The following is a 21,860-nucleotide window of genomic DNA, read 5'->3' on the forward strand; positions in this document are numbered from 1 at the left end:
GAGTCCAGAGGAGGGAGGGAGCGCGGACGGAGGGCGGACGCGGGAGCCGCCGAGGGGTCAGCTGGTGCGGCCCTTGGCGTCGAACCGCTTCATCCGGTCGAGCACCGAGTCGGCCGTCGGCCCGTACACCTCGTCCACGATCCTGCCGTCCGCGAGGAAGATCACCCGGTCCGCGTAGGCGGCGGCCACCGGGTCGTGGGTCACCATGACCACGGTCTGCCCCAGCTCGCGCACGGAGTTGCGCAGGAAGCCCAGCACCTCGGCGCCGGAGCGGGAGTCCAGGTTTCCGGTGGGCTCGTCGCCGAAGATGATGTCGGGCCGGGAGGCCAGCGCCCGCGCCACGGCGACCCGCTGCTGCTGACCGCCGGACAGCTGCGAGGGCCGGTGGCTCAGCCGGTCGGACAGGCCGACCATCCGGATCACGGTGTCCAGCCACTGCTGGTCCGGCTTACGGCCCGCGATGTCCATCGGGAGGGTGATGTTCTCCAGGGCGGACAGCGTCGGGAGCAGGTTGAACGCCTGGAAGATGAAGCCGATCTTGTCCCGGCGCAGCCTGGTCAGCTGCTTGTCCTTCAGCGAGCCCAGCTCGGTCTCGCCGATGCGCACGGAACCCGAGGAGAAGGTGTCGAGGCCGGCCACGCAGTGCATCAGCGTGGACTTGCCGGAGCCGGAGGGGCCCATGATCGCGGTGAACTCGGCCTGCCGGAAACCGACGGAGACCCGGTCCAGGGCGACCACCTGGGTCTCGCCCTGGCCATAGATCTTCGAAAGGTCCGTGGCGCGCGCGGCCACGGCGGTGGTCCGGTCGGCGATGGGTGCGGTGGTCACGGGATGGACTCCTGTCGGGACGACGTGTTCTCGGGGGACGCCGTCCATCGTTCCGCCGCTTCGCCGCCGTGTAGTCACCCGCTGCTCCCGTTCCGGGGGGCGACCAGGGGCGGACCGCCAAACGCGCCGTCATACCTGGGGATGACGGCGGACCCTGACGCGGGGCGCGCCGGGAACGGGTGGAGCGCCCTTGTTCGGACGGTGAAATTCCGTCATTCCGCATGCGTGGCGGATCGTCACACGCAAGGCTGTTGGCACGTGCTGGGAGCGACTTCGGAGTGCTGATGCACCCTCAGGCGCCAATAAAATAAGACAAGATCGGTCCATCCCGCCGCTGCTCACGGCAGGGTCCCCGATAGGCTCGGCACCTCGAAGTGGAGCCCATGGCCTGCCCGGATGGTGGAATGCAGACACGGCGAGCTTAAACCTCGCTGCCCCTCAGCGGGCGTGCCGGTTCAAGTCCGGCTCCGGGCACCACTCGCATGTCGCTCTCGCTCGACGACGACGGCCTGTCACCGCCGCGTCCCGCGGGACCACGGCCGGGAGTACGGCCCTCTCCGCGTGCGCGCCCCGCATCTCGTCCCCGCCGCGACGCCCCTTTCTCCCACGCACCCGGCCGGACGGCCAGGGGAGCGCCTCACACCCTCGCGCCGCCGGAACCGACCTCGCCGAGGCCTGCACCGGGTTCCCCCCGGCGTGAGCAGGGCGCTCTCCGGCCGGTCGCGGGCGGCCCCGGCCGGGCTCCGGGCAGGTGCCGGGCAGGTACCGGGCAGGTGCCGGGGCGGTCACGGTTCGCTCACCGGCGGTGAAGGGAATCACCAAGCCGCGTAGCGTGTTGCGCAGCACAACGAGGGAAAGATCCTCCCCAAGCATTAGGGTCATTCCTTTGCCTACCTATTACTCTTGAGCCAAGGCCGCGCTGTGTGGCCATGGAGGAGTGAAATGAGGAGCAGAAACCCGGTCTTCTCGCGACGGGGGTTCAGCCGCGACAACGGCTACGCGGGCTTCAACACCGCGCCGCAGGCCGGGGGTCCCGCTGTCGCCACGCAGGCCAACCCGTACGCGCAGCCGACGGGCAACCCGTACGCGCAGAACCCGTACGCCCAGCAGGACCTGCAGCACGGCGCACCGCCGCAGGCGCCGGCCGTCACCGGCCGGATGACCATCGACGACGTCATCATGCGCACGGCGAGCACCCTCGGTGTGCTCATCGTCACCGCCGCGCTCTCCTGGGCCCTGCTGCCGGTCGACGACGCCAACATCAGCCGGTCCTACGGGATCGGCATCGGCGCCGCGCTGGTCGGCATGGTCCTGGCGCTCGTGCAGTCCTTCAAGCGCAAGGCCTCGCCGGCGCTGATTCTCACGTACGCCGCGTTCGAGGGTGTCTTCCTCGGCGTCATCTCCAGCATCGTCGACAACCGCATCGCCGACGGTGCGGCCATGCAGGCCGTGCTCGGCACCATGGCGGTCTTCGCCGGTGTGCTGGTGGCGTACAAGGCGGGCTGGATCCGCGTCAACCGCCGCTTCTACGGCTTCGTGCTGGCGGCGGCGCTCGGCTTCATCCTGCTGATGGCCGTGAACCTGCTGTTCGCGGTGTTCGGCGGCGGTGACGGCCTCGGCTTCCGCAGCGGCCCGCTCGGCGTCATCTTCGGCGTCGTCGGCATCATCCTCGGCGCCTGCTTCCTCGCTCTGGACTTCAAGCAGGTCGAGGACGGCATCGCCTACGGTGCGCCGCGCGAGGAGGCCTGGTTCGCCGCCTTCGGCCTCACGCTGACGCTGGTGTGGATCTACATGGAGTTCCTGCGCATCATCTCGATCCTCAACAGCAACGACTAGCGGACCGCACCAGCGGGACGCCGGCCGTACCGACAAGGGCCCCGGGTTCACCCGGGGCCCTTGGTCGTGCAGACGCGCGCTAGAGCAGTTTGCGCGCGGCCCTCCTCAGGTCGTATTCGTGGACGATCGCCTTGGCGTGGCCGTAGGCGAGGTCGTACTCGTGACGGAGCCAGCTGACCTTCTCCTCGAAGCGGAAGAGCGCCGGGCCTTCTTCGACGGTGCGCAGCCAGTCGGAGATCTCACGACCGGTGCAGTGGGGGATGCGGGCGAGCATGTTGCGATGGGTCTCTGCGGAGAAGACTTGGGACATCGGCGCCTCCGGACGCATGGGATGTAAGCCGGTCCTTCACGTCACCGTGCCTGAGCGTCCGCCCGTTGGCAACAGTCCTGCCGCGCCGCGTACGCTCGCCGCGTGGTTGATACGACGCCCTTCACCCGTGCAGTGGATCATTTCGCCGACCGCCTGCGGGCCGCGCCGCAGAGCCGGCTGCAACGGGGCGGGGCGGCCGAGGCCCTCGCCCTGGCCAGGGAGCTGGCGCGGCGCGCCCAGCGGGTCGAGGAGCCGGATGCCGAGCCCCGCGAGATGCCCGACGCCGGGATGTTCGCCGCCGCCGACCAGATCACCGTCGCCGGGCACGACCTGGCCCTCGTACTGAAGAACGACGACGAGGTGGAGGAAGCGGTACGGCTGGTGGAGGAGGCGCGAGAGCGCGCCGGGGTCTAGGGCCTGTCTGACATTCCCGCCTGCCTCGCGACGCCCCTAGCACCCCCGCACCTCCCCGGGGACGGTCGGCCGGGCGGTGGCTAGAGGGACGCGATGACGCGGTCCGCCAGGATGTAGACGTTCTCCTCGCCGCAGGAGAAGGTCAGCGTGTACGCCCCCGAGATGCCGGAGCCGCCCAGCAGGAACGGGGTCTCGCCCGCACACAGGGCGGCGGCCAGGCGCTCCGCGGTCTCGCGGTGGCCCGGCGTCATGCACAGCGTCGTACCGTCGGCGAAGACGTAGACGTCCAGGGTGCCCAGCGGGCCCGGGCGGACATCGGTCAGCTCGGTCCGGGAGGCGGCGAGCTCCTCGAGGGCGGCCACGGTGCGCTCGTGGTCGTTCACGACCGGCGAGGAGTTGGGTACGAAGTCGGGGTGCGAGGGGTGACGGCGGCGGGCCGCGGCCAGCTCCGGGGAGTCCCCGGAGTGCTCGTCGGCGTCGGCGCCCGGCTCGGTCACCGGCTCCAGACCCACGAAGTCGGTCTGCCGGGGCAGGAACAGCTCGCTGTCGGCCAGGCCCAGCAGGGACGGCGCGTCGGAGGCGTCACGCGACTCCTGGGCGGCCCAGAAGGCCCGCGCCTCGGCGAGCTCGCGCTCCCGCTCCTCGGCGAGCGCGTCCGCCACGGCGGCGCGTATCTCGTCGGTGTCGGCCGCGCGGGCGGAGGGCACGTGCGCGCGCGTGGCGGCGCAGCTCCCGGCCAGCTCGGTGTGCAGGGCCGCGACCTGTCGGCGCAGCACCATGATGCTGCGCAGGACAGCGACGCCCACGGCGCCGGTGGCGGCCGTGGTGATCAGCAGGGCGATCGGCATGGCGCTCACTGACGTACTCCCGGTTCAAAGTCGACCCCCGACTTCCTACATCAGCTTGAAGGGCGGACTAACCATCTGTCAGTGCGTAACATCACGAAACGGACAGGGCTTTGGTGTCGGGGGTGGTAGAGGTGTGACGTTGACCTGCGGTGATCCCTGCGGCACGAGGGATAGGTCACATCCTGAGGGAGATTGGATCACAAAACGGCCCGGAGCCCCGGGGATTCCGGGGTTCCGGGCCAGTGCCTCACGGACGGTGCCGGCACGGCTACGGCGTGGTGCTCAGCTGAGGCGCTCGATGACCATCGCCATGCCCTGGCCGCCGCCGACGCACATCGTCTCCAGACCGAACTGCTTGTCGTGGAACCGGAGGGAGTTGATGAGCGTGGTGGTGATGCGCGCGCCGGTCATGCCGAAGGGGTGGCCGACGGCGATGGCGCCGCCGTTGACGTTCAGCTTCTCCAGCGGGATGCCGAGGTCGCGGTAGGAGGGGATCACCTGGGCGGCGAACGCCTCGTTGATCTCGACCAGGTCGATGTCGTCGATGGTGAGACCGGCGCGGCGCAGCGCCTGCTTCGACGCCTCGACCGGGCCGAGGCCCATGATCTCCGGGGAGAGACCGGAGACGCCGGTGGAGACGATCCGGGCGAGCGGGGTGAGGCCGAGCTCGCGGGCCTTGGTGTCACTCATGATCACGAGCGCGGCGGCGCCGTCGTTGAGCGGGCAGCAGTTGCCGGCGGTGACCAGCCCGTCGGAGCGGAACACCGGCTTCAGGCCCGCGACGCCCTCCATGGTGACGCCGGGGCGAGGACCGTCGTCCTTGCTGATCACCGTGCCGTCGGGGAGCGTCACCGGGGTGATCTCGCGCTCCCAGAAGCCGTTCTTGATGGCCTCCTCGGCGAGGTTCTGCGAGCGGACGCCGAACTCGTCCATGTCCTGCCGGGTGATGCCCTTGGCACGGGCCAGGTTCTCGGCGGTCTGGCCCATCGCGATGTACGGGTCGGGCAGCAGGCCGTCCTCGCGCGGGTCGTGCCAGGTGGAGCCCTCCGACTCGGCGACGGCGGCGGTGCGGGCCTCGGCCTCGGCGAACAGCGGGTTGCGCGTGTCCGGGAGGCTGTCGGAGTTGCCCTTGGTGAAGCGGGAGACCGTCTCGACACCGGCCGAGATGAAGACGTCGCCCTCGCCGGCCTTGATGGCGTGCAGGGCCATGCGGGAGGTCTGCAGCGAGGAGGAGCAGTAACGGGTGACGGTGCAGCCGGGGAGGTGGTCCATGCCCATCTGCACGGCGACGATACGGCCGAGGTTGTTGCCCTGCTCGCCACCGGGCAGGCCGCAGCCGAGCATCAGGTCGTCGATGTCCTCGGGGTCCAGCTCGGGGACCTTGGCGAGGGCGGCCTGGATGATCGTGGCGGTCAGGTCGTCCGGGCGGAGGTCCTTCAGGGAGCCCTTGAAGGCGCGGCCGATGGGGGAGCGGGCGGCTGAGACGATCACGGCTTCGGGCATCACGGCTCCTGGGGGAAGGGGCGGCGCACAGCGCCTCGTCGAGGGGTGTGGTCGGGCGGCGGGAGGGCATACCGGGTGGTTGGTGCGGGACTGCTTGGGAAGTTACCCGGACGTATGAGCCGGGTCACGCCTGGCGCGGTGTGACATGGACCGCAACTGTCCAAGCGCTTGCTTGGGTGATGTGGTCGAGGGCAGTCGCGCCGCGGGGCGGCGCGGGCCGGCGCGACGGCACCCCGCCGGCGCCGGACCGCGCGACCCGCCCCCGCCCGACGGCGGCATCGGCCGCCTACGCGGCCGGCGGCGCCACAGGCTCCGCCTCCGGAACCCGCCTGCGCCTCCTGCGCTTCAGGAGAGCCCACGGCCCCCGAGGCCCCGCCGGCATCGCCGCCGTGACCTCCGTGCCCGCCTCCTCCGCCGCCTCCGCCGCGGCCCGCGCCACCGGCAGGAAGCCCTCGCGGCGAGCCGCGTCCGGCCGCTCCTCCTCCGCCGGCCACAGCCCCAGGGCCGCGCACACCGTCGGCAGGACCGCCATCGCGGCCGTCGCGTACCCCTCCACGGAGGGGTGGTAGCTGTCGGGGCCGAACAGCTCCCGCGGGTTCGCGGCGAACTCGGGGCCCAGCAGGTCGCCCAGCGACACCGTGCGCCCGCCCTGCTCGACCACGCCGATCGTCTGGGCCGCCGCCAGCTGGCGGGAGGCGCGGCGGGCCAGCCAGCGCAGGGGCTGCCGCACCGGCTCGATCGTGCCGAGATCGGGGCAGGTGCCGACGACCACCTCCGCACCGGCCGTCCGCAGCCGGCGCACCGCCGTGGCCAGCTGGCGCACGGAGCGGGTGGGTGGCGTGCGGTGGGTGACGTCGTTGGCGCCGACCATGATCACGCAGATGTCGGGCACCCGGGAGGGGTCCGCCAGCGCCAGCGTCACCTGACGGTCCAGATCGTCCGAGCGGGCCCCTGGCGCCGCGACCGTGCTCAGCCCCACCGGACGTTCCGCGACCGCCGCGACGCCCGACGCCAGCAGCGCGCCCGGGGTCTGCCCCGCCCGGTGCACGCCCTGGCCGGCGGCGGTGGAGTCGCCCAGCATGGTCAGCCGCAGCGCCGGTTCCCCGGGCACCGTGTAGGCCGCGCCGTACAGACCGTCCGCGTTGGGTACGTGAGCCGCCGTGCCGTTGCCCACGCGGCGCCGCGCCAGCCGGGCCTCGGCCAGCAGCAGACCCACGGTGGCCGCGCCGGCCAGGCCGATGCCCCCGCCGCCGTATGCCGCGCCGGCCGCGATCCGCCGGGCCACCCTCGCCCTCGACATGCTCGTCATGCCTAGCCGCCACCTCCTCGAGCCTTCACACCCAGTGCTTGCCCCGTACGGACCGTGCTCCAATCCCAACAGCGAGTGAACGACCCCGAGGGGTCCCGGCCCGAAAGGGCCTAGGCTGGCCAGACCACTAGGACCACATCTTTTGCAAGCATCCGGAGACAACGGTGCAATTCCACGACTCGATGATCAGCCTCGTCGGCAACACCCCGCTGGTGCGGCTCAACAGCGTGACCAAGGGCATCAGGGCGACCGTCCTGGCCAAGGTGGAGTACTTCAATCCGGGCGGTTCCGTGAAGGACCGCATCGCCCTGCGCATGATCGAGGCGGCGGAGCAGAGCGGGGAGCTGAAGCCGGGCGGCACCATCGTCGAGCCGACCAGCGGCAACACCGGGGTCGGTCTCGCCATCGTGGCCCAGCAAAAGGGCTACAAGTGCATCTTCGTGTGCCCGGACAAGGTGTCCATGGACAAGATCAACGTGCTGCGGGCCTACGGCGCCGAGGTCGTCGTCTGCCCGACGGCCGTGGCGCCCGAGCACCCCGACTCCTACTACAACGTCTCCGACCGGCTGGTGCGTGAGACGCCGGGGGCCTGGAAGCCGGACCAGTACTCCAACCCCCACAACCCGCTCTCCCACTACCACTCCACGGGCCCCGAGCTGTGGGAGCAGACCGAGGGGAAGATCACCCACTTCGTGGCCGGCGTCGGCACCGGCGGCACCATCTCCGGGACCGGGCGCTATCTGAAGGAGATCAGCGACGGCCGCGTGCAGGTCGTCGGCGCCGACCCCGAGGGGTCCGTGTACTCCGGCGGCTCCGGGCGGCCGTACCTGGTGGAGGGCGTCGGCGAGGACTTCTGGCCGACCGCCTACGACCGGACCGTCGCGGACGAGATCGTCGCCGTCTCCGACAAGGACTCCTTCCAGATGACCCGCCGCCTCGCCAAGGAGGAGGGCCTGCTGGTCGGCGGCTCCTGCGGCATGGCGGTCGTGGCGGCGCTGCGGGTGGCCGAGCGGCTCGGCGAGGACGACGTCGTGGTGGTGCTGCTGCCGGACAGCGGGCGCGGCTACCTCAGCAAGATCTTCAACGACGAGTGGATGGCCGACTACGGCTTCCTGGAGGACGCCGGCCCCAGTGCCCGCGTCGGCGACGTCCTGCAGGACAAGGCGGGCGGCTCCATGCCGTCCCTCGTCCACATGCACCCCGACGAGACGGTCGGCCAGGCCATCGACGTGCTGCGCGAGTACGGCGTCTCGCAGATGCCGGTGGTCAAGCCGGGCGCCGGTCACCCGGACGTGATGGCCGCCGAGGTCGTCGGCTCCGTGGTGGAGCGGGAGTTGCTGGACGCGCTGTTCAGCAAGAGCGCCTCGCTCGACGACCCGCTGGAGAAGCACATGTCCGCGCCGCTGCCGCAGGTCGGCTCCGGCGAGCCCGTGGCCGACCTGATGGCCGTCCTCGGCAAGGCGGACGCGGCGATCGTCCTCGTCGAGGGCAAGCCGACCGGTGTGGTCAGCCGTCAGGACCTGCTCTCCTTCCTCGCGGGCAACGGGAAGTGACGGGGCGTCCGGGAAACCGGAGGTGAAGCGGGGCTGAACGGCCGGGTCCCGCGGTGTTCGTGATCTTCGTGGACTTCGCGGAAGTGGTACGAGCGTGTCACGTCCGCGCAGCACGCGCTTAACACGGATCCGGCACATTGGTGGGTGTCGGCAGGGCGGGAGCGGCTCCCCGCCCCGGCCGGCGGCCAAACGGCGTCAAAGGACCTCCGGAGCGGCTCCCGGACCTCCATGGACGCCTCGGACGCGCAGCCGGTTCCGACCGGCCCGCGTCCCTCGCGGGGACCGCCGTCGTCCCGCCCCCCGGTCACGGGGGTGCGGCGGTCCCCGCGCAACTCCCCCCGCGCAACTCCCCCCGCGCAACTCCCCCGCGCGCCTGAACCGGCGCCGCTCTCGCGGACCGGGTCGCTCGCCGTCGCGGTTCGACGGCTGACGGCTGCGGCAGTCGTCGCCCTGGATCGCCTCGCGCTACGGCCTCAGTCCTCCCAGTCGCTGTCCCGGGTCGGCCGACGGCGGCCGAACAGGCCCGGGTTGGTGCGGACGGCCTGGACGACGTTCACGCCGACGATGCCGGCCCAGGCTGCCAGCAGGCCGGGCAGATCGGCCACGCCGCCGCCGATGGCGGACAGCGGCACCGCCAGGACCAGCGAGACGATCCCGAAGCCGAAGCGCTCGCCCCACGTGTCCGTCACCTTCGGCGACCGCGAGTCCCGGGCCACCGTCATCTGCTGCTCGGCGAGCTGCCGGCGCACCCGGCGCTCCACGGCGCCGTCGATCCGCTGGTCGACCTTCTCCAGGAACGAGTCGACCAGCGCGGACTCGTACTCCTCCCCCAGTTCCCTGCGGGCCTGCAGGGAGGCGTCGAGTTCCTTCTTCAGCTCGGTGTCCCGCGCGTCCATTCGGCTCATGCCGTCCACGGTAGGCAGCCGGTACGCCGGTGGCACTGGGGATAACCCCCCTCTCCGCCTCGGGTGCGCCGGGCCCGGGCGGAGGTCGCGGAGGTCGCGGCGATTTCGGCGGTCCCGGCGGTGACACCGGCGGCGGTCGGGGCGGTGGTCGGGCTGTGGTCTGCGGGCTACTTCCCGCACGCCTTGTCGTCGGCGCGGGACTGCTTGACGTCCACCTTCTTCGGTGGGGCGACGGGGACGCCGGCCTTCTTGAAGTCCCGCCCGAGAGTGAGGGTCATCGGCTCCGTCCCGGCGGCGTCCGTCGTGCCGGGCTTCAGCGCCGAGGCGGGCAGGCCCATCAGGTCGGCGAGCTTGCGGGCCTGGTCGGCCTGGTTCGGCGCGTACTCCAGCCGCGTCTTGTCGACGACGGCCGGGGCGTTGCCCCGGTTCGTGGACTTGAGCACGCCCTCGCCGGTCTGCAGCCAGGCCAGGGTCTCCTGCGCGGAACCCTGCGGACCGCCGCCGTTGAAGACGTCGACCCGTACGTCGGACGCCTCGGCCCGGGGGCCCTTGAGGAGTGCGGCCTGCTTGTCCTTGGCGTCCTTCTTCTCCTTCTCCACCGCGGTGAAGGAGACGTCGTTCTGCAGCATGCCGAAGACCTTGGGGGCCTCGACCGGGTCCAGGACGACGGTGACGGGCGTGGGCTCGTCCGGGTTGTCCTTCACCGGCACCGTCATCAGGGTGATGTTCTTCAGGTCGATCTTGGCGAGTTCCCTGGCGAGGGTGAGCAGCTTGCTGGGGCTGCCGATCCCCTTGTCCACGGTGAGGGACTTGGTGGCCGCGTCGGCGACGTCGAGCATCTTCGACGGGCTGTCCAGCGTGTCCTCCTTCAGCTGGCGGATCATGGACGCGACGAACTGCTGCTGCATCTCGATCCGGTCCAGGTCGCTCTCGTTCTTCAGCCCGTGCCGGTTGCGGAGGAACGACAGCGCGTCCTCGCCCTGGACCGTGCTCTCCCCGGCCGGCAGGTCGAGTCCGGACCCGCCGTCCAGGTCCTTGATGGGCTTCTCCAGGCACACCTTGACGCCGCCGACCGCGGTGGACAGCGTCTTGACCGCGTTGAAGTCGAACATCATGAAGTGATCGACCTCGAGGTCCGTGATGTTCTCGACGGTACGCATGGTGCAGCCCGGGTCACGGCCGTCCACACCGTAGGACTCGTTGAACCGGGTGGTGCCCGTCGAACCGGGAACGACCTCGGTCGAACCGTCGGACTGCTTGGTCTCGCAGTCCGGTATCTCGATCTTGAGGTCCCGGGGGATGCTCAGCACGGTCGCGTTGCTGCGGTCCTCGGAGACGTGGAAGAGGAGGGTGGTGTCGGCGTGACCGGTGACGTTGTCCCGGTTGCCGTAGTCCTCGTTGCCCTTGCCGGTGCGGACGTCGTTGCCGATGATCAGGATGTTGACCGGCCCGTCCGCCAGGACGGTGTCACTGCCCACGTCACCGATGTCGACGGTGCTGATGTTGCCGTAGAGGCGCTCGTACCAGTAGTACGCGAACGCCGAGCCGCCGACGAGTACCAGGGAGAGGGCGCCGCCCGTCCACATCAGCGCCTTCTTCCTGCCGCCCTTCTTCCGCTCCTCGCGCTTGCGGCGGCCGGAGCCGGGCGCGTCGTCCGGGGCGGATGCGGCGCGGTGGCCGCGCTGGCCGGGGACGCGGCCGGGGGAGGCGGAACCGGGGCGGGGGGCGCCGCGGGGGCGCGGTGTCCTCGGCTGCTCAGGGGAACTGCTCGGCCGCAGCTCGTACTCGCCGGTCTCCGGGTTGAGTACCCACTGGTCGGCAGGATCGGTCCCGTCCGCCTGTCCACGACTCCGCGCATCCACGCTAGTTTCCAGTCCTCCGTCGGGTGCCACATGGGCCGCCTGCGTCTCAAAACGCTTGATTGTTCGACGCGTTACGCTATCCGGCCCATCGGGCATGTGGTGACGTCGTAGCGAAATCGTCGAGGTTCGGCAGCGGTTCGAAGGCGGTTTCGGAGCGGTCCGGGACCGGTCCGCAGGGCCCGGAAGCGGTCCGGAGCCGGGCAGAGCGTGTGATCTCCCCCATCGCGACGCGCGTACGGCGCGACCCCGCGGTGGCCTGTATAACGGCATGCAGGAGTTGCGATGGGTGAATAGTCCGAGGGGGAGCCACGTCATGAGCGGCACCGAGAGCCCTGCCGCGCGCCTCCAAGCGCTCTTCGAGGGACACCGGCTGACGCCGACCCAGCGGCGCATCGCGCACAGCATGGTGCGGCGCGCCGCCGACGTGCCGTTCCTGTCCAGCGTGGAGCTGGCCGAACTGGCCGGGGTCAGCCAGCCCTCGGTGACCCGGTTCGCCGTCGCCCTCGGCTTCGACGGCTACCCCGCCCTGCGCCGGCATCTGCGCGAGGTCGCGCCCGCCGAGCCCGCGCCGGAGACCGGTGCCTTCAACGAGTACCAGCAGGCCGTCGAGGCCGAGATCGAGAACCTGCGGCATCTGGCGGAGGTGCTGGCCGACCCCCGGCCCGTGCGGCAGGCGGGCCGGGTGCTGGCCGGGAGCCGGCCGCTGCCGGTACTGGGACTGCGGGCCGCGGCGGCCCAGGCACACGGCTTCGCCTACTTCGCCGCCAAGGTCCATCCGGACGTACGGCTGCTCAACGAGGGCGGCACGATGCTCCACGACCGCATCGACGCCGCCGCCCGGGCCGGGGCGAGTGCCCTGCTGTGCTTCGCGCTGCCCCGGCATCCCCGCGAGGTCGTCGACGCCCTCACCCATGCCAAGGAGACGGGCCTGACCGTCGTCACCGTCGCCGACTCCCCGTTCGCGCCGGTCGCCAAGGTGTCCGACCTGCTGCTGCCCGCCGCCGTCGGCACCGGGCTCGCCTTCGACACGGCGTGCGCGCCGATGCTGCTGGGCCGGGTGCTGCTGGAGGCGATGTGCGACGACCTGCCCGACGCGCAGGCGCGGCTGGAGGAGTTCGACGCGAAGGCGGCGGCGCGCGGGCTGTTCGTGGAGTGACCGCCCCGGGCCGCCCCGCGTTCGTTCTCAGACTCGTCTCACCTTGCGCCGCTACGGTCCGTCCCCTAAGACACAACCTCAGGGAACGTCCTGAGACATCGGACGCAGCACTGACGTGAGACACGGGAGGCTGGACGTGACGCGCGGAGGACAGGGGCTGGCCCGGGTGGCCGTCGTCGTGCGGGCCGGGGCCGCGCCACTGTGGTGGCTGGGAGTTTTCGCGGCGGGCACCGGAGTGCTGGTGCCGGGACTGACCGGGCGCCGGATCGGTGTCCTGGCGGGCGCCGCGCTGTGTGTCGTGGCGGCGGCCGTCGTGGCGTACGGGCGGCGGGGGCCGTACCGGGCGCTGGCCCGCACGGCGGCGCGGGCGGGCAGGCACGACGTGCTCCAGGACCGCGCGGTGACCGCGCGCAACTGGCGCCGCGGGCACCGCTGGTGGCTGCTGCTCGCCTTCCTCGCCGCCGTGGGCGCGGCGTTCGCGGTGCCCGCCGCCGGTGGACTGCTGCTCGCCGGGTGCGGGGTGGGCCTGTGGCTGAAGGCGGCCTGGATCGGCCGCCTGGAGCAGGCCGACGAGGTCCTGCTGTGGGTGCGCGTCGACTGGCTCAGCGGCGGCGCGGGCCGCCCCGCCGGCAAGGCGGTCAAGGCCTACCGCACCACCGGTATCGCGGCGGGCGACGCCGCCCCGGGCGGCGCCCGGCGCCGGACCCCCTCACTGGTCTGACCGCCGCGAGGCACCGGATCCGTGCCTCGCCCCGTGCCTCGAAAGGGCAGGGCACCCGCCCTTGGCGCCCTCGGGTGTCCTACGGCCGGTGCGGGCGCCGGGCGGTGACGCGGACGCCCTCGACGGGGCGTCCGCGCCCCCCGTGTCCGCGCTCGGGGAACCGGGCCGGCGCCGGTCCGGAACCCGGAACCCTCAGGACGTGAGGCCCGCCGTCAGGGCGTCGGCGTGTTCGCCGCCCGACTCGGTCACGATCTCCTCGATCGTCTGGGCGCGGCGGACGACCGCGAAGGCGACCCCTCCCGCCCCGTCCGGCGCGAAACCGTGGATGGCGGGGCGGGGCAGCGAGTTGTACGCGTAGTGGTGGGCGAAGTAGTACGCGCCGGTGTCCAGCGCCGCCGCGTAGTCCCCCTGCTCCAGCAGCGGCAGCTCCTGCCCCTGCGCCAGCAGGTCGCCCGCGAAGCAGGCCGGGCCCGCCACGTCCTGCACGACCGCCGAGCCCTTCTTGGGCCGCCCCTTCGCGTCGTACGCGGCGATCCTGAGCGGCCACGACCCCGGCGCGTACACCGTGCGCGTCGCCACCTGCACGCCCGCGTGCGTCACCGCGACCGGACGCCCGCCCGCGCTCTTGGCGTACTCCACGCGCGCGACCACCGTGCCGTGCTTGGCCAGCAGCGACCGCCCGAACTCGGTGACCAGCCCGTACCGCCCGTCGAACAGCCCCGGCACCGCCTCGCTCAGCAGCCGCGCGTACCGCGTGTACGTCGGACTGCTCGCCTCGGAGGCGAAGTTCACCGGCAGCCCGCCGCCGATGTCGACGGTGTCGACCTGCTGCCGTCCCGCGCGCCGGTTGATCTCCTCCGCCAGCGCGTACGTCTCCGCCACCCCGCGCGCCATCAGCGACAGGGCGATGCCCTGGGAGCCGGTGTGCGCGTGCAGCCGGGTCAGCCACGGCCGGTCCAGATACGCCCGTACCACCCACTCCCGCGCCCCCTCGTCACGGAGCGCCACACCGAACTTCGACGTCGCCGTGGCCGTGGACAGCGCCTCGATGGAACCGCCGCCGACCTGAGGGTTCACCCGGATGCCGACGGGGGAGCGGACGTCGGAGCCGGCCGTCAGGGCGTCGATGCGGGCCAACTCCTGGGCGTTGTCCGCGTTGACGGCGATGCCCGCCGCCAGCGCCTCCCGCAGCTCGGCGGGTGTCTTGGCGGGCGAGTCGAGGACCGTCCGCGCCGGCTCCACCCCCGCCGCCCGCGCCAGCGCCAGCTCACCCGGGCTCGCCACCTCCGCGCCGATGCCCTCCTCGCGCAGCAGCCGCAGCACCGGCACCAGCGGGCTCGCCTTCACCGCGAAGGCGTGCAGCACGGGCGTGCCGGGCGCCGTCACCGCGTCGAACGCCGCCCGCAGCTCGGCCGCCGACTCCCGGATGCCGGTGACGTCGAGCAGGGCCACCAGGGGGGTGCCGGCGTCGAGGAGCCCCTGCCGCACGGCGGCCCGCACCGCCTCGTCCCGCCGGGCCGCCCGTCCGGCAGCCCGCGGGTCCCTCTCGTCCGTCCGGCCGTCGTCTGCCACGGCTTCCCCCGTCCCGCCGGTGTTCTCCGTGTCCGCGTCCATGTGTCCAGCCAAACACCCCCCGTCGCCCGAGGGCCGACACGCCGACCTCTTGACTAGTTCTATTCAGGGCCTGACGATGTGAATATCTGCAGTGACGTGGGCCGCCGGGCCCGCGGAGCCAGCCCGGAGCCAGCCGCCAGGAGGCAGACCATGTCCGGACCCCGCCCGCCCGTCTCCCGCCCCCCTCGGACGAGGCCCGACGGGCCGCCCCCCGGTCCTGTCCGGGCACCGCGCGGCACCCGGCCGAGCGCCCTGGGATGGCAGCAGGAGGCCGCCCTGCGGATGCTGCAGAACAACCTCGACCCGGAGGTCGCCGAGCACCCCGACAAGCTCGTCGTCTACGGCGGCACCGGCAAGGCGGCCCGTGACTGGCGCTCCTTCGACGCCATGGTCCGCACGCTGAAGACCCTCAAACAGGACGAGACGATGCTCGTCCAGTCCGGCCGTCCCGTCGGCGTCATGCAGACCCACGAGTGGGCCCCGCGCGTCCTCATCGCCAACTCCAACCTCGTCGGCGACTGGGCCACCTGGGAGGAGTTCCGCCGGCTGGAGGCCCTCGGCCTGACCATGTACGGGCAGATGACCGCCGGCTCCTGGATCTACATCGGCACCCAGGGCATCCTCCAGGGCACCTACGAGACCTTCGCCGCCGTCGCCGCGAAGAAGTTCGGCGGCACCCTCGCCGGCACCATCACCCTCACCGCGGGCCTCGGCGGCATGGGCGGCGCCCAGCCGCTCGCCGTGACGATGAACGACGGCGTGGCGATCTGCGTCGACTGCGACCCCCGCGCCATCGACCGCCGCATCGAGCACCGCTACCTCGACGTGAAGGCCGACTCCCTCGACCACGCCCTCCAGCTCGCCACCGAGGCCCGGGACCGGCGCGAGCCCCTCTCGATCGGCGTCCTCGGCAACGCCGCCGACCTGGTCCCGCGGCTCCTCGCCATGGGCGCCCCCATCGACATCGTCACCGACCAGACCTCCGCCCACGACCCGTTGGCGTACCTCCCCGTCGGCATCGCCTTCGACGACATGGCCGACGCCGCCGCCAAGGACCCGGCCGGCTTCACCACCCGCGCCCGCGAGTCCATGGCCCGGCACGTCGAGGCCATGGTCGGCTTCCAGGACGCCGGCGCCGAGGTCTTCGACTACGGCAACTCCATCCGCGGCGAGGCGCAGCTGGCCGGATACGACCGCGCGTTCGCCTTCCCCGGCTTCGTCCCCGCCTACATCCGCCCGCTGTTCTGCGAGGGCAAGGGCCCCTTCCGCTGGGCCGCCCTGTCCGGCGACCCCGCCGACATCGCCAGGACCGACAAGGCGATCCTCGACCTCTTCCCGGAGAACGAGTCGCTGGCCCGCTGGATCAGGTTGGCGGGGGAGCGGGTCCACTTCCAGGGCCTGCCCGCCCGAATCTGCTGGCTCGGCTACGGCGAGCGCGACAAGGCCGGCGAGCGGTTCAACGACATGGTCGCGAGCGGTGAGCTGGCCGCCCCGGTCGTCATCGGCCGCGACCACCTCGACTGCGGCTCCGTCGCCTCCCCGTACCGGGAGACCGAGGCCATGCTCGACGGCTCCGACGCCATCGCCGACTGGCCCCTGCTGAACGCCATGGTCAACGTGGCCTCCGGCGCCTCGTGGGTGTCCATCCACCACGGCGGCGGCGTGGGCATGGGCCGCTCGATCCACGCCGGGCAGGTCACGGTCGCCGACGGCACGAAGCTCGCGGGCGAGAAGATCCGCCGGGTGCTCACCAACGACCCGGGCATGGGTGTCATCCGGCACGTGGACGCCGGATACGACATCGCCGAGTCGGTGGCTCGGGAGCGGGACGTGCGGGTGCCGATGCGCGAGGGTGACGACGCGTGACCTTCCACGGGATGTGGGCGGAGCTGCTGCCGATCGGCCGCAGTTCCGCCTCCGGCGGCTACCGCAGGTTCGCCTGGACGGAGGCCGACGGCGACTGCCGGGCCTGGTTCGAGCAGCAGGCCCGCGGCCGCGGCCTGACCTACGAGACCGACCGCAACGGCAACCAGTGGGCCTGGCTCGGCGACCCCGCGCGGGGCGACGCGGTCGTCACCGGCTCCCACCTGGACTCCGTGCCCGACGGCGGAGCCTTCGACGGGCCCCTCGGCGTCGTGTCCGCCTTCGCCGCCCTCGACGAACTACGAGGCAGGGGCGCCCGGTTCACCAAACCGCTCGGCATCGTCAACTTCGGCGACGAGGAGGGCGCCCGCTTCGGGCTCGCCTGCGTCGGCTCCCGGCTCACCGCCGGGGCGCTCACCGTCGAGCAGGCCCACCGCCTGACCGACGCCGAGGGCATCACCCTCCCGCAGGCCATGGAGGCCGCCGGGTACGACCCCGACGCCATCGGCGCCGACCCGCACCGGCTCGACCGCATCGGCGCCTTCGTCGAACTCCACGTCGAACAGGGCCGCGCCCTCGACCTGTCCGGTGACCGGATCGGCCTCGCCGGCGCCATCTGGCCGCACGGACGGTGGCGCTTCGACTTCCGGGGCGAGGCCAACCACGCCGGCACCACCCGCCTCGCCGACCGGCGCGACCCGATGCTCCCGTACGCGCAGACCGTCCTCGCCGCCCGCCGCGAGGCCGAACTCGCCGGAGCCGTCGCCACCTTCGGCAAGATCGCCGTCGAGCCGAACGGGGTCAACGCCATCCCCTCCCTGGTGCGCGGCTGGCTCGACTCCCGCGCCGCCGACCAGGAGAGCCTGGACGTCGTGGTCGCAGAGGTGAAGAAGGCCGCCCGGGAGTACGCCGCCACCCACGGCGTCGACCTCGACGTCGAACGCGAGTCCTTCACCCCCGTCGTCGAGTTCGACCACGCGCTGCGCGACGAACTCGCCCGCATCCTGGACACCGGCACCGACCTCAAGGTGCCCGTCCTCGGCACCGGCGCCGGACACGACGCCGGAATCCTCTCCGGACGCGTGCCCACCGCCATGCTGTTCGTACGCAACCCCACCGGCGTCTCGCACTCCCCGGCCGAGTGCGCGGCCGAGGACGACTGCGTGGCCGGGGTGACCGCACTCGCCGACGCACTGGAAGGACTGGCCTGCACGTGACTGCCACCCAGCGGACGTACTGGCTGGAGCACGCCTGGCTCGGCACCCACGTCGGGCCGGGCGTCGCCGTCGAGGTCAGGGACGGCCGCATCACCGCCGTCCACCCGGACACCCCCACCCCGCCGCCCGGCGCCGAGATCCTGCGCGGACTGACGCTCCCCGGGCTGGCGAACACCCACAGCCACGCCTTCCACCGCGCCCTGCGCTCCACCGTCCAGGTGGGCTCCGGCACCTTCTGGACCTGGCGCGAGGTCATGTACGCCACGGCCGACCGGCTCACACCGGAGACCTACCACGCCCTGGCCCGCGCCGTGTACGCCGAGATGGCGCTGGCCGGCATCACCACCGTCGGCGAGTTCCACTACGTCCACCACGCCCCCGGCGGCACCCCCTACGCCGACCCCAACGCCATGGGCGAGGCGCTCGTCGCGGCCGCCGCCGAGGCCGGTATCCGCATCACCCTCCTCGACACCGCCTACCTCTCCTCCGGCTTCGGACAGCCGCCCACCACCCACCAGCTCCGCTTCTGCGACGGCGACGCGGACGCGTGGGCCGCACGCTGTTCACTTCTCAAGGAACGGGATCACGCACGGATCGGGGCGGCGATCCACTCCGTCCGGGCCGTACCGGCGGAGCAGTTGTCGACCGTGGCGCGGTGGGCCGAACAGCGGCGGTCCCCGCTCCATGTGCACCTGTCCGAGCAGACCGCCGAGAACGACGCCTGCCGGGAGGCGCACGGCTGCACCCCGACGCAGCTCCTGGCCCTGCACGGCGTCCTCGGACCCCGCACCACCGGCGTCCACAACACCCACCTCACCGCCGAGGACATCGCCCTCATCGGCGGCAGCGGCACCGGCACCTGCATGTGCCCGACGACGGAACGGGACCTCGCGGACGGCATCGGGCCCGCCGCGGCCCTGCAGAACGAGGGCTCCCCGCTCTCCCTCGGCTCCGACAGCCACGCCGTGATCGACCTGCTCGAAGAGGCACGCGCGATGGAGCTGAACGAGCGCCTGCGCACCCGCACCCGGGGCCACTGGACGGCCGCCGCCCTGCTGCGGGCCGCCACCGTCGACGGACACGCCGCCCTCGGCTGGGACGACGCGGGCACCATCGAACCCGGGGCCCTCGCCGATCTCACCACGATCGGGCTCGACTCGGTCAGGACCGCGGGGCCGCTGCCCCGGCTCGGCGCCGAGACGGCCGTATTCGCCGCGACGGCAGCGGACGTACGGCACACCGTCGTGGGGGGCCGGCACGTCGTACGCGACGGGGCGCACACGCTGGTACCCGATGTGCCCCGAGCTCTCGCGCAGGCAGTCGAAGCCCTGCGCGCCTGACGACCACCCACGAGGACGCCATGAGCAGCACCGCCATCACCAACATCGCCACGCTGGTCACCAACGACCCCTCCCTCGGTGACACTTCCCCCCTCGGCAAGGTCCGGGACGCGGCCGTCGTCATCGACGGCGACCGCATCGTGTGGACCGGTGAATCAAGCAAAGCACCCGCCACTGACAACCGGGTCGACGCCGGGGGCCGGGCGGTCCTGCCGGGCTTCGTCGACTCCCACTCCCACCTGGTCTTCGCCGGTGACCGCACCGAGGAGTTCAACGCCCGTATGTCGGGCCGCCCCTACAGCGCCGGCGGCATCCGTACGACCGTCGCCGCCACCCGGGCCGCCACCGACGGGGAACTGGAGGCGAACCTCACCCGTTTCCTCGCCGAGGCGCTCCGCCAGGGCACCACGACCTTCGAGACCAAGTCGGGCTACGGCCTGACCGTCCAGGACGAGGCCCGCGCCCTGCGCGTCGCCGCCGCCCACACCGACGAGGTCACCTACCTCGGCGCCCACATCGTCGCCCCCGAGTACGCCGAGGACCCGGCCGGATACGTGGCCCTGGTCACCGGCGAGATGCTCGACGCCTGCGCGCCGCACGCCCGTTGGATCGACGTCTTCTGCGAGAAGGGCGCCTTCGACGGCGACCAGGCCCGCGCGATCCTCACCGCGGGGAAGGCGAAGGGACTGCACCCGCGCGTCCACGCCAACCAGCTCTCCTACGGCCCCGGCGTCCAGCTCGCCGTGGAGCTCGACGCGGCCAGCGCCGACCACTGCACCCACCTCACCGACGCGGACGTCGACGCCCTCGCCCAGGGCTCGACCGTGGCGACCCTGCTGCCCGGCGCCGAGTTCTCCACCCGCGCCGAGTGGCCGGACGCCCGCCGGCTGCTCGACGCGGGCGTCACCGTCGCGCTGTCCACGGACTGCAACCCGGGGTCGTCGTTCACGTCCTCGGTGCCGTTCTGCGTCGCCCTCGCCGTGCGGGACATGGGCATGACGCCCGACGAGGCGGTCTGGTCGGCCACGGCGGGCGGCGCGGCGGCCCTGCGCCGCACCGACATCGGCCGGCTGACCCCGGGCGCCCGGGCCGACCTGACCCTGCTCGACGCCCCGAGCCACGTCCACCTCGCCTACCGCCCCGGGGTCCCACTGGTCAGCGGCGTCTGGCGGAGCGGCGTCCGTGTGGTCTGACCTCGTGCCGGTTCGGGTTCGGTGTTCGCGGGGTGAGTCTTCGTGCCGGTTCGGGTTCGGTGTTCGCGGGGTGAGTCCTCGTGCGGGTCCGGGTTCGGTGTCCGCGGGGTCAGCCCCTGCGCCGGTCCGGGTTCGGCCTCCGTGTGGTCGGTCACACGCGCCCGTTCCGGCCAGGGCGTCCGCATGCCCTCAGCGCCCGCGCCGGTTGCGGCCCGGCGAACGGGTCGCGCCCCGCGCCCGGCGGGCACCCGGTGCCCGGGGCGGGCATCCGGCGCCGACAGGGCGCGGGGCGCGGTCCCGTCGCTACGGGCGGGCGGCGTCCCGTCGCCACGCGGGGCGACGTCACGTCACTCCTCGACGGTCAACCCCCTGCGCAGCTTCACCAGCGTCCGCGACAGCAGGCGGGAGACGTGCATCTGGGAGATCCCCAGTTCCTCGCCGATCTCCGACTGGGTCATGCCCGCGACGAAGCGCAGGGAGAGGATCTTCCGGTCGCGCGGCGCCAGTTCGGCGATCAGCGGCTTCAACGACTCGACGTACTCGATGCCTTCGAGCCCGTGGTCCTCGTAACCGATCCGGTCCGCCAGCGCGCCCTCGGCGTCGTCCTCCTCCGGCTGGGCGTCCAGCGAGGAGGCGGTGTAGGCGTTCGACGCCGCCATGCCCTCGACGACCTCGTCGTTGCTGATGCCCAGACGCTCGGCCAGTTCGGCCACGGTGGGCGCCCGGTCCAGCTGCTGGGCCAGCTCGTCCCCGGCCTTGGCCAGGTCGAGCCGGAGCTCCTGCAGCCGGCGCGGTACGCGCACGGACCACGAGGTGTCACGGAAGAAGCGCTTGATCTCGCCGATGATGGTGGGCATCGCGAAGGTGGGGAACTCCACACCGCGCGACAGTTCGAAGCGGTCGATCGCCTTGATCAGGCCGATGGTGCCGACCTGGATGATGTCCTCCATCGGCTCGCTGCGCGAGCGGAAGCGGGAGGCGGCGAACTTGACCAGGGCGAGGTTCAGTTCGACGAGCGTGTTGCGTACGTACGAGTACTCGCGGGTGCCTTCCTCCAGCGACTCCAGGCGCTCGAAGAGGGTCTTGGACAGAGCCCGTGCGTCGACCGGGCCCACCTCGGCGTACGGGGGGATCTCCGGAAGACCGGCGAGTAGGTCGTCCGGAACGACACTCATGTCGTCCTGCTCGATGGGATCCAGATGTTCCGGAGGGGGTGTCGACGTCGCTTTCGGGGTAGGCGATGCGTCGAGCCGGGGTGACATGGTGTCCTCCATCGTTCTCGGCATATGGCTGCCGAAGCCGATACGTGCACTGCGGTGTGCGGCGCCTCCAAAGCCGGCCGTGTCGGGTACGTGTTCTTACTAGCCCTACCCGCTTTCCCGAGCCCA

Annotated in this window: 18 protein-coding genes and 1 tRNA gene; 10 read left to right on the forward strand and 9 right to left on the reverse strand. The window is 72.3% G+C overall.

The features are described from left to right. Positions 1 to 57 precede the first annotated feature (57 nt). Positions 58 to 828, reverse strand: a complete 771-nt coding sequence (locus IE178_RS26545; RefSeq protein ID WP_184765995.1) for an ABC transporter ATP-binding protein — start codon at positions 826 to 828, stop codon at positions 58 to 60. Positions 829 to 1,218: 390 nt separating this feature from the next. On the opposite strand from IE178_RS26545, the gene IE178_RS26550 reads away from it, so the two are divergent. Then, positions 1,219 to 1,305, forward strand: a tRNA-Leu gene (locus tag IE178_RS26550). A gap of 465 nt (positions 1,306 to 1,770) precedes the next feature. Next, on the forward strand, positions 1,771 to 2,664 hold the full coding sequence (locus tag IE178_RS26555) for a Bax inhibitor-1/YccA family protein (protein ID WP_193514053.1): 894 nt from the start codon (positions 1,771 to 1,773) through the stop codon (positions 2,662 to 2,664). Positions 2,665 to 2,743: 79 nt separating this feature from the next. Here IE178_RS26555 and IE178_RS26560 read toward each other — a convergent pair whose 3' ends face one another. Further along, positions 2,744 to 2,974: a DUF4287 domain-containing protein gene (locus tag IE178_RS26560; protein ID WP_184765993.1), complete on the reverse strand. Its 231-nt coding sequence runs from the start codon at positions 2,972 to 2,974 to the stop codon at positions 2,744 to 2,746. Positions 2,975 to 3,076: 102 nt separating this feature from the next. Here IE178_RS26560 and IE178_RS26565 point away from each other — a divergent pair, with 102 nt between their 5' ends. Next, complete coding sequence (locus tag IE178_RS26565; protein ID WP_184765992.1) at positions 3,077 to 3,388, forward strand: hypothetical protein; 312 nt, start codon at positions 3,077 to 3,079, stop codon at positions 3,386 to 3,388. An 80-nt stretch (positions 3,389 to 3,468) separates the two neighbouring features. On the opposite strand, the gene IE178_RS26570 is transcribed toward IE178_RS26565, so the two are convergent. From IE178_RS26570 to IE178_RS26580, 3 genes are all read right to left on the reverse strand, one after another. Then, positions 3,469 to 4,245 carry a hypothetical protein gene (locus tag IE178_RS26570; protein ID WP_184765991.1) on the reverse strand — a complete coding sequence of 259 codons (777 nt, stop codon included), beginning with the start codon at positions 4,243 to 4,245 and terminating at the stop codon, positions 3,469 to 3,471. A gap of 273 nt (positions 4,246 to 4,518) precedes the next feature. Further along, on the reverse strand, positions 4,519 to 5,739 hold the full coding sequence (locus tag IE178_RS26575; RefSeq protein WP_184765990.1) for an acetyl-CoA C-acetyltransferase: 1,221 nt from the start codon (positions 5,737 to 5,739) through the stop codon (positions 4,519 to 4,521). A 286-nt stretch (positions 5,740 to 6,025) separates the two neighbouring features. Beyond that, a complete protein-coding gene (locus IE178_RS26580) occupies positions 6,026 to 7,048 on the reverse strand; it encodes an SGNH/GDSL hydrolase family protein (protein ID WP_184765989.1) in 1,023 nt (340 codons plus the stop codon). 164 nt (positions 7,049 to 7,212) lie between these two features. Between IE178_RS26580 and IE178_RS26585 the strand changes: the two genes are divergently transcribed. Further along, on the forward strand, positions 7,213 to 8,601 hold the full coding sequence (locus IE178_RS26585; RefSeq protein ID WP_184765988.1) for a cystathionine beta-synthase: 1,389 nt from the start codon (positions 7,213 to 7,215) through the stop codon (positions 8,599 to 8,601). 473 nt (positions 8,602 to 9,074) lie between these two features. Here IE178_RS26585 and IE178_RS26590 read toward each other — a convergent pair whose 3' ends face one another. Next, a complete protein-coding gene (locus IE178_RS26590; RefSeq protein WP_184766047.1) occupies positions 9,075 to 9,497 on the reverse strand; it encodes a hypothetical protein in 423 nt (140 codons plus the stop codon). Between the two features lie 176 nt (positions 9,498 to 9,673). Beyond that, a complete protein-coding gene (locus IE178_RS26595) occupies positions 9,674 to 11,368 on the reverse strand; it encodes an LCP family glycopolymer transferase (protein WP_193514054.1) in 1,695 nt (564 codons plus the stop codon). A gap of 313 nt (positions 11,369 to 11,681) precedes the next feature. Between IE178_RS26595 and IE178_RS26600 the strand changes: the two genes are divergently transcribed. Both IE178_RS26600 and IE178_RS26605 read left to right on the forward strand, forming a co-directional pair. Beyond that, entirely contained in the window at positions 11,682 to 12,524 is an 843-nt protein-coding gene (locus tag IE178_RS26600) for a MurR/RpiR family transcriptional regulator (RefSeq protein WP_184765986.1), read from the forward strand. 136 nt (positions 12,525 to 12,660) lie between these two features. After that, a complete protein-coding gene (locus IE178_RS26605) occupies positions 12,661 to 13,245 on the forward strand; it encodes a hypothetical protein (RefSeq protein ID WP_184765985.1) in 585 nt (194 codons plus the stop codon). Between the two features lie 192 nt (positions 13,246 to 13,437). Here the strand turns inward: IE178_RS26605 and IE178_RS26610 are convergent, their stop codons facing one another. Next, the gene (locus IE178_RS26610; RefSeq protein ID WP_193514055.1) at positions 13,438 to 14,859 is read right to left on the reverse strand and encodes a type III PLP-dependent enzyme domain-containing protein; all 1,422 of its coding nucleotides are present in this window, start codon (positions 14,857 to 14,859) and stop codon (positions 13,438 to 13,440) included. Positions 14,860 to 15,009: 150 nt separating this feature from the next. Here IE178_RS26610 and hutU point away from each other — a divergent pair, with 150 nt between their 5' ends. From hutU to hutI, 4 genes are read left to right on the forward strand one after another with little or no spacing between them, the layout of a single operon-like run. After that, a complete protein-coding gene (gene hutU / locus IE178_RS26615; protein WP_184765983.1) occupies positions 15,010 to 16,725 on the forward strand; it encodes a urocanate hydratase in 1,716 nt (571 codons plus the stop codon). Beyond that, positions 16,722 to 17,939, forward strand: coding sequence for an allantoate amidohydrolase (locus IE178_RS26620; protein WP_184765982.1), 1,218 nt, complete (start codon positions 16,722 to 16,724; stop codon positions 17,937 to 17,939). The genes hutU and IE178_RS26620 overlap by 4 nt, the downstream gene beginning before the upstream one ends. Continuing rightward, a complete protein-coding gene (locus tag IE178_RS26625) occupies positions 17,936 to 19,279 on the forward strand; it encodes a formimidoylglutamate deiminase (protein WP_193514056.1) in 1,344 nt (447 codons plus the stop codon). The genes IE178_RS26620 and IE178_RS26625 overlap by 4 nt, the downstream gene beginning before the upstream one ends. Before the next feature lie 20 nt (positions 19,280 to 19,299). After that, positions 19,300 to 20,472: an imidazolonepropionase gene (gene hutI, locus IE178_RS26630; protein ID WP_193514057.1), complete on the forward strand. Its 1,173-nt coding sequence runs from the start codon at positions 19,300 to 19,302 to the stop codon at positions 20,470 to 20,472. Positions 20,473 to 20,819: 347 nt separating this feature from the next. Here hutI and IE178_RS26635 read toward each other — a convergent pair whose 3' ends face one another. After that, positions 20,820 to 21,734 carry an RNA polymerase sigma factor SigF gene (locus IE178_RS26635; RefSeq protein ID WP_193514079.1) on the reverse strand — a complete coding sequence of 305 codons (915 nt, stop codon included), beginning with the start codon at positions 21,732 to 21,734 and terminating at the stop codon, positions 20,820 to 20,822. Positions 21,735 to 21,860: the final 126 nt, after the last annotated feature.

This window comes from Streptomyces griseoloalbus, assembly GCA_014650015.1.
GTDB classification, from domain to species: Bacteria; Actinomycetota; Actinomycetes; order Streptomycetales; family Streptomycetaceae; genus Streptomyces; species Streptomyces griseoloalbus.

Bases quoted from the DNA above. Each gene is read 5' to 3' on its own strand.
- hutU (WP_184765983.1), top strand. From the start codon at position 15,010: ATGTCCGGACCCCGCCCGCCCGTCTCCCGCCCCCCTCGGACGAGGCCC.
- IE178_RS26600 (WP_184765986.1), top strand. From the start codon at position 11,682: ATGAGCGGCACCGAGAGCCCTGCCGCGCGCCTCCAAGCGCTCTTCGAG.
- IE178_RS26635 (WP_193514079.1), bottom strand. From the start codon at position 21,734: ATGTCACCCCGGCTCGACGCATCGCCTACCCCGAAAGCGACGTCGACA.
- IE178_RS26590 (WP_184766047.1), bottom strand. From the start codon at position 9,497: ATGGACGCGCGGGACACCGAGCTGAAGAAGGAACTCGACGCCTCCCTG.
- IE178_RS26560 (WP_184765993.1), bottom strand. From the start codon at position 2,974: ATGTCCCAAGTCTTCTCCGCAGAGACCCATCGCAACATGCTCGCCCGC.
- IE178_RS26580 (WP_184765989.1), bottom strand. From the start codon at position 7,048: ATGACGAGCATGTCGAGGGCGAGGGTGGCCCGGCGGATCGCGGCCGGC.
- IE178_RS26555 (WP_193514053.1), top strand. From the start codon at position 1,771: ATGAGGAGCAGAAACCCGGTCTTCTCGCGACGGGGGTTCAGCCGCGAC.
- hutI (WP_193514057.1), top strand. From the start codon at position 19,300: ATGAGCAGCACCGCCATCACCAACATCGCCACGCTGGTCACCAACGAC.
- IE178_RS26575 (WP_184765990.1), bottom strand. From the start codon at position 5,739: ATGCCCGAAGCCGTGATCGTCTCAGCCGCCCGCTCCCCCATCGGCCGC.
- IE178_RS26610 (WP_193514055.1), bottom strand. From the start codon at position 14,859: ATGGACGCGGACACGGAGAACACCGGCGGGACGGGGGAAGCCGTGGCA.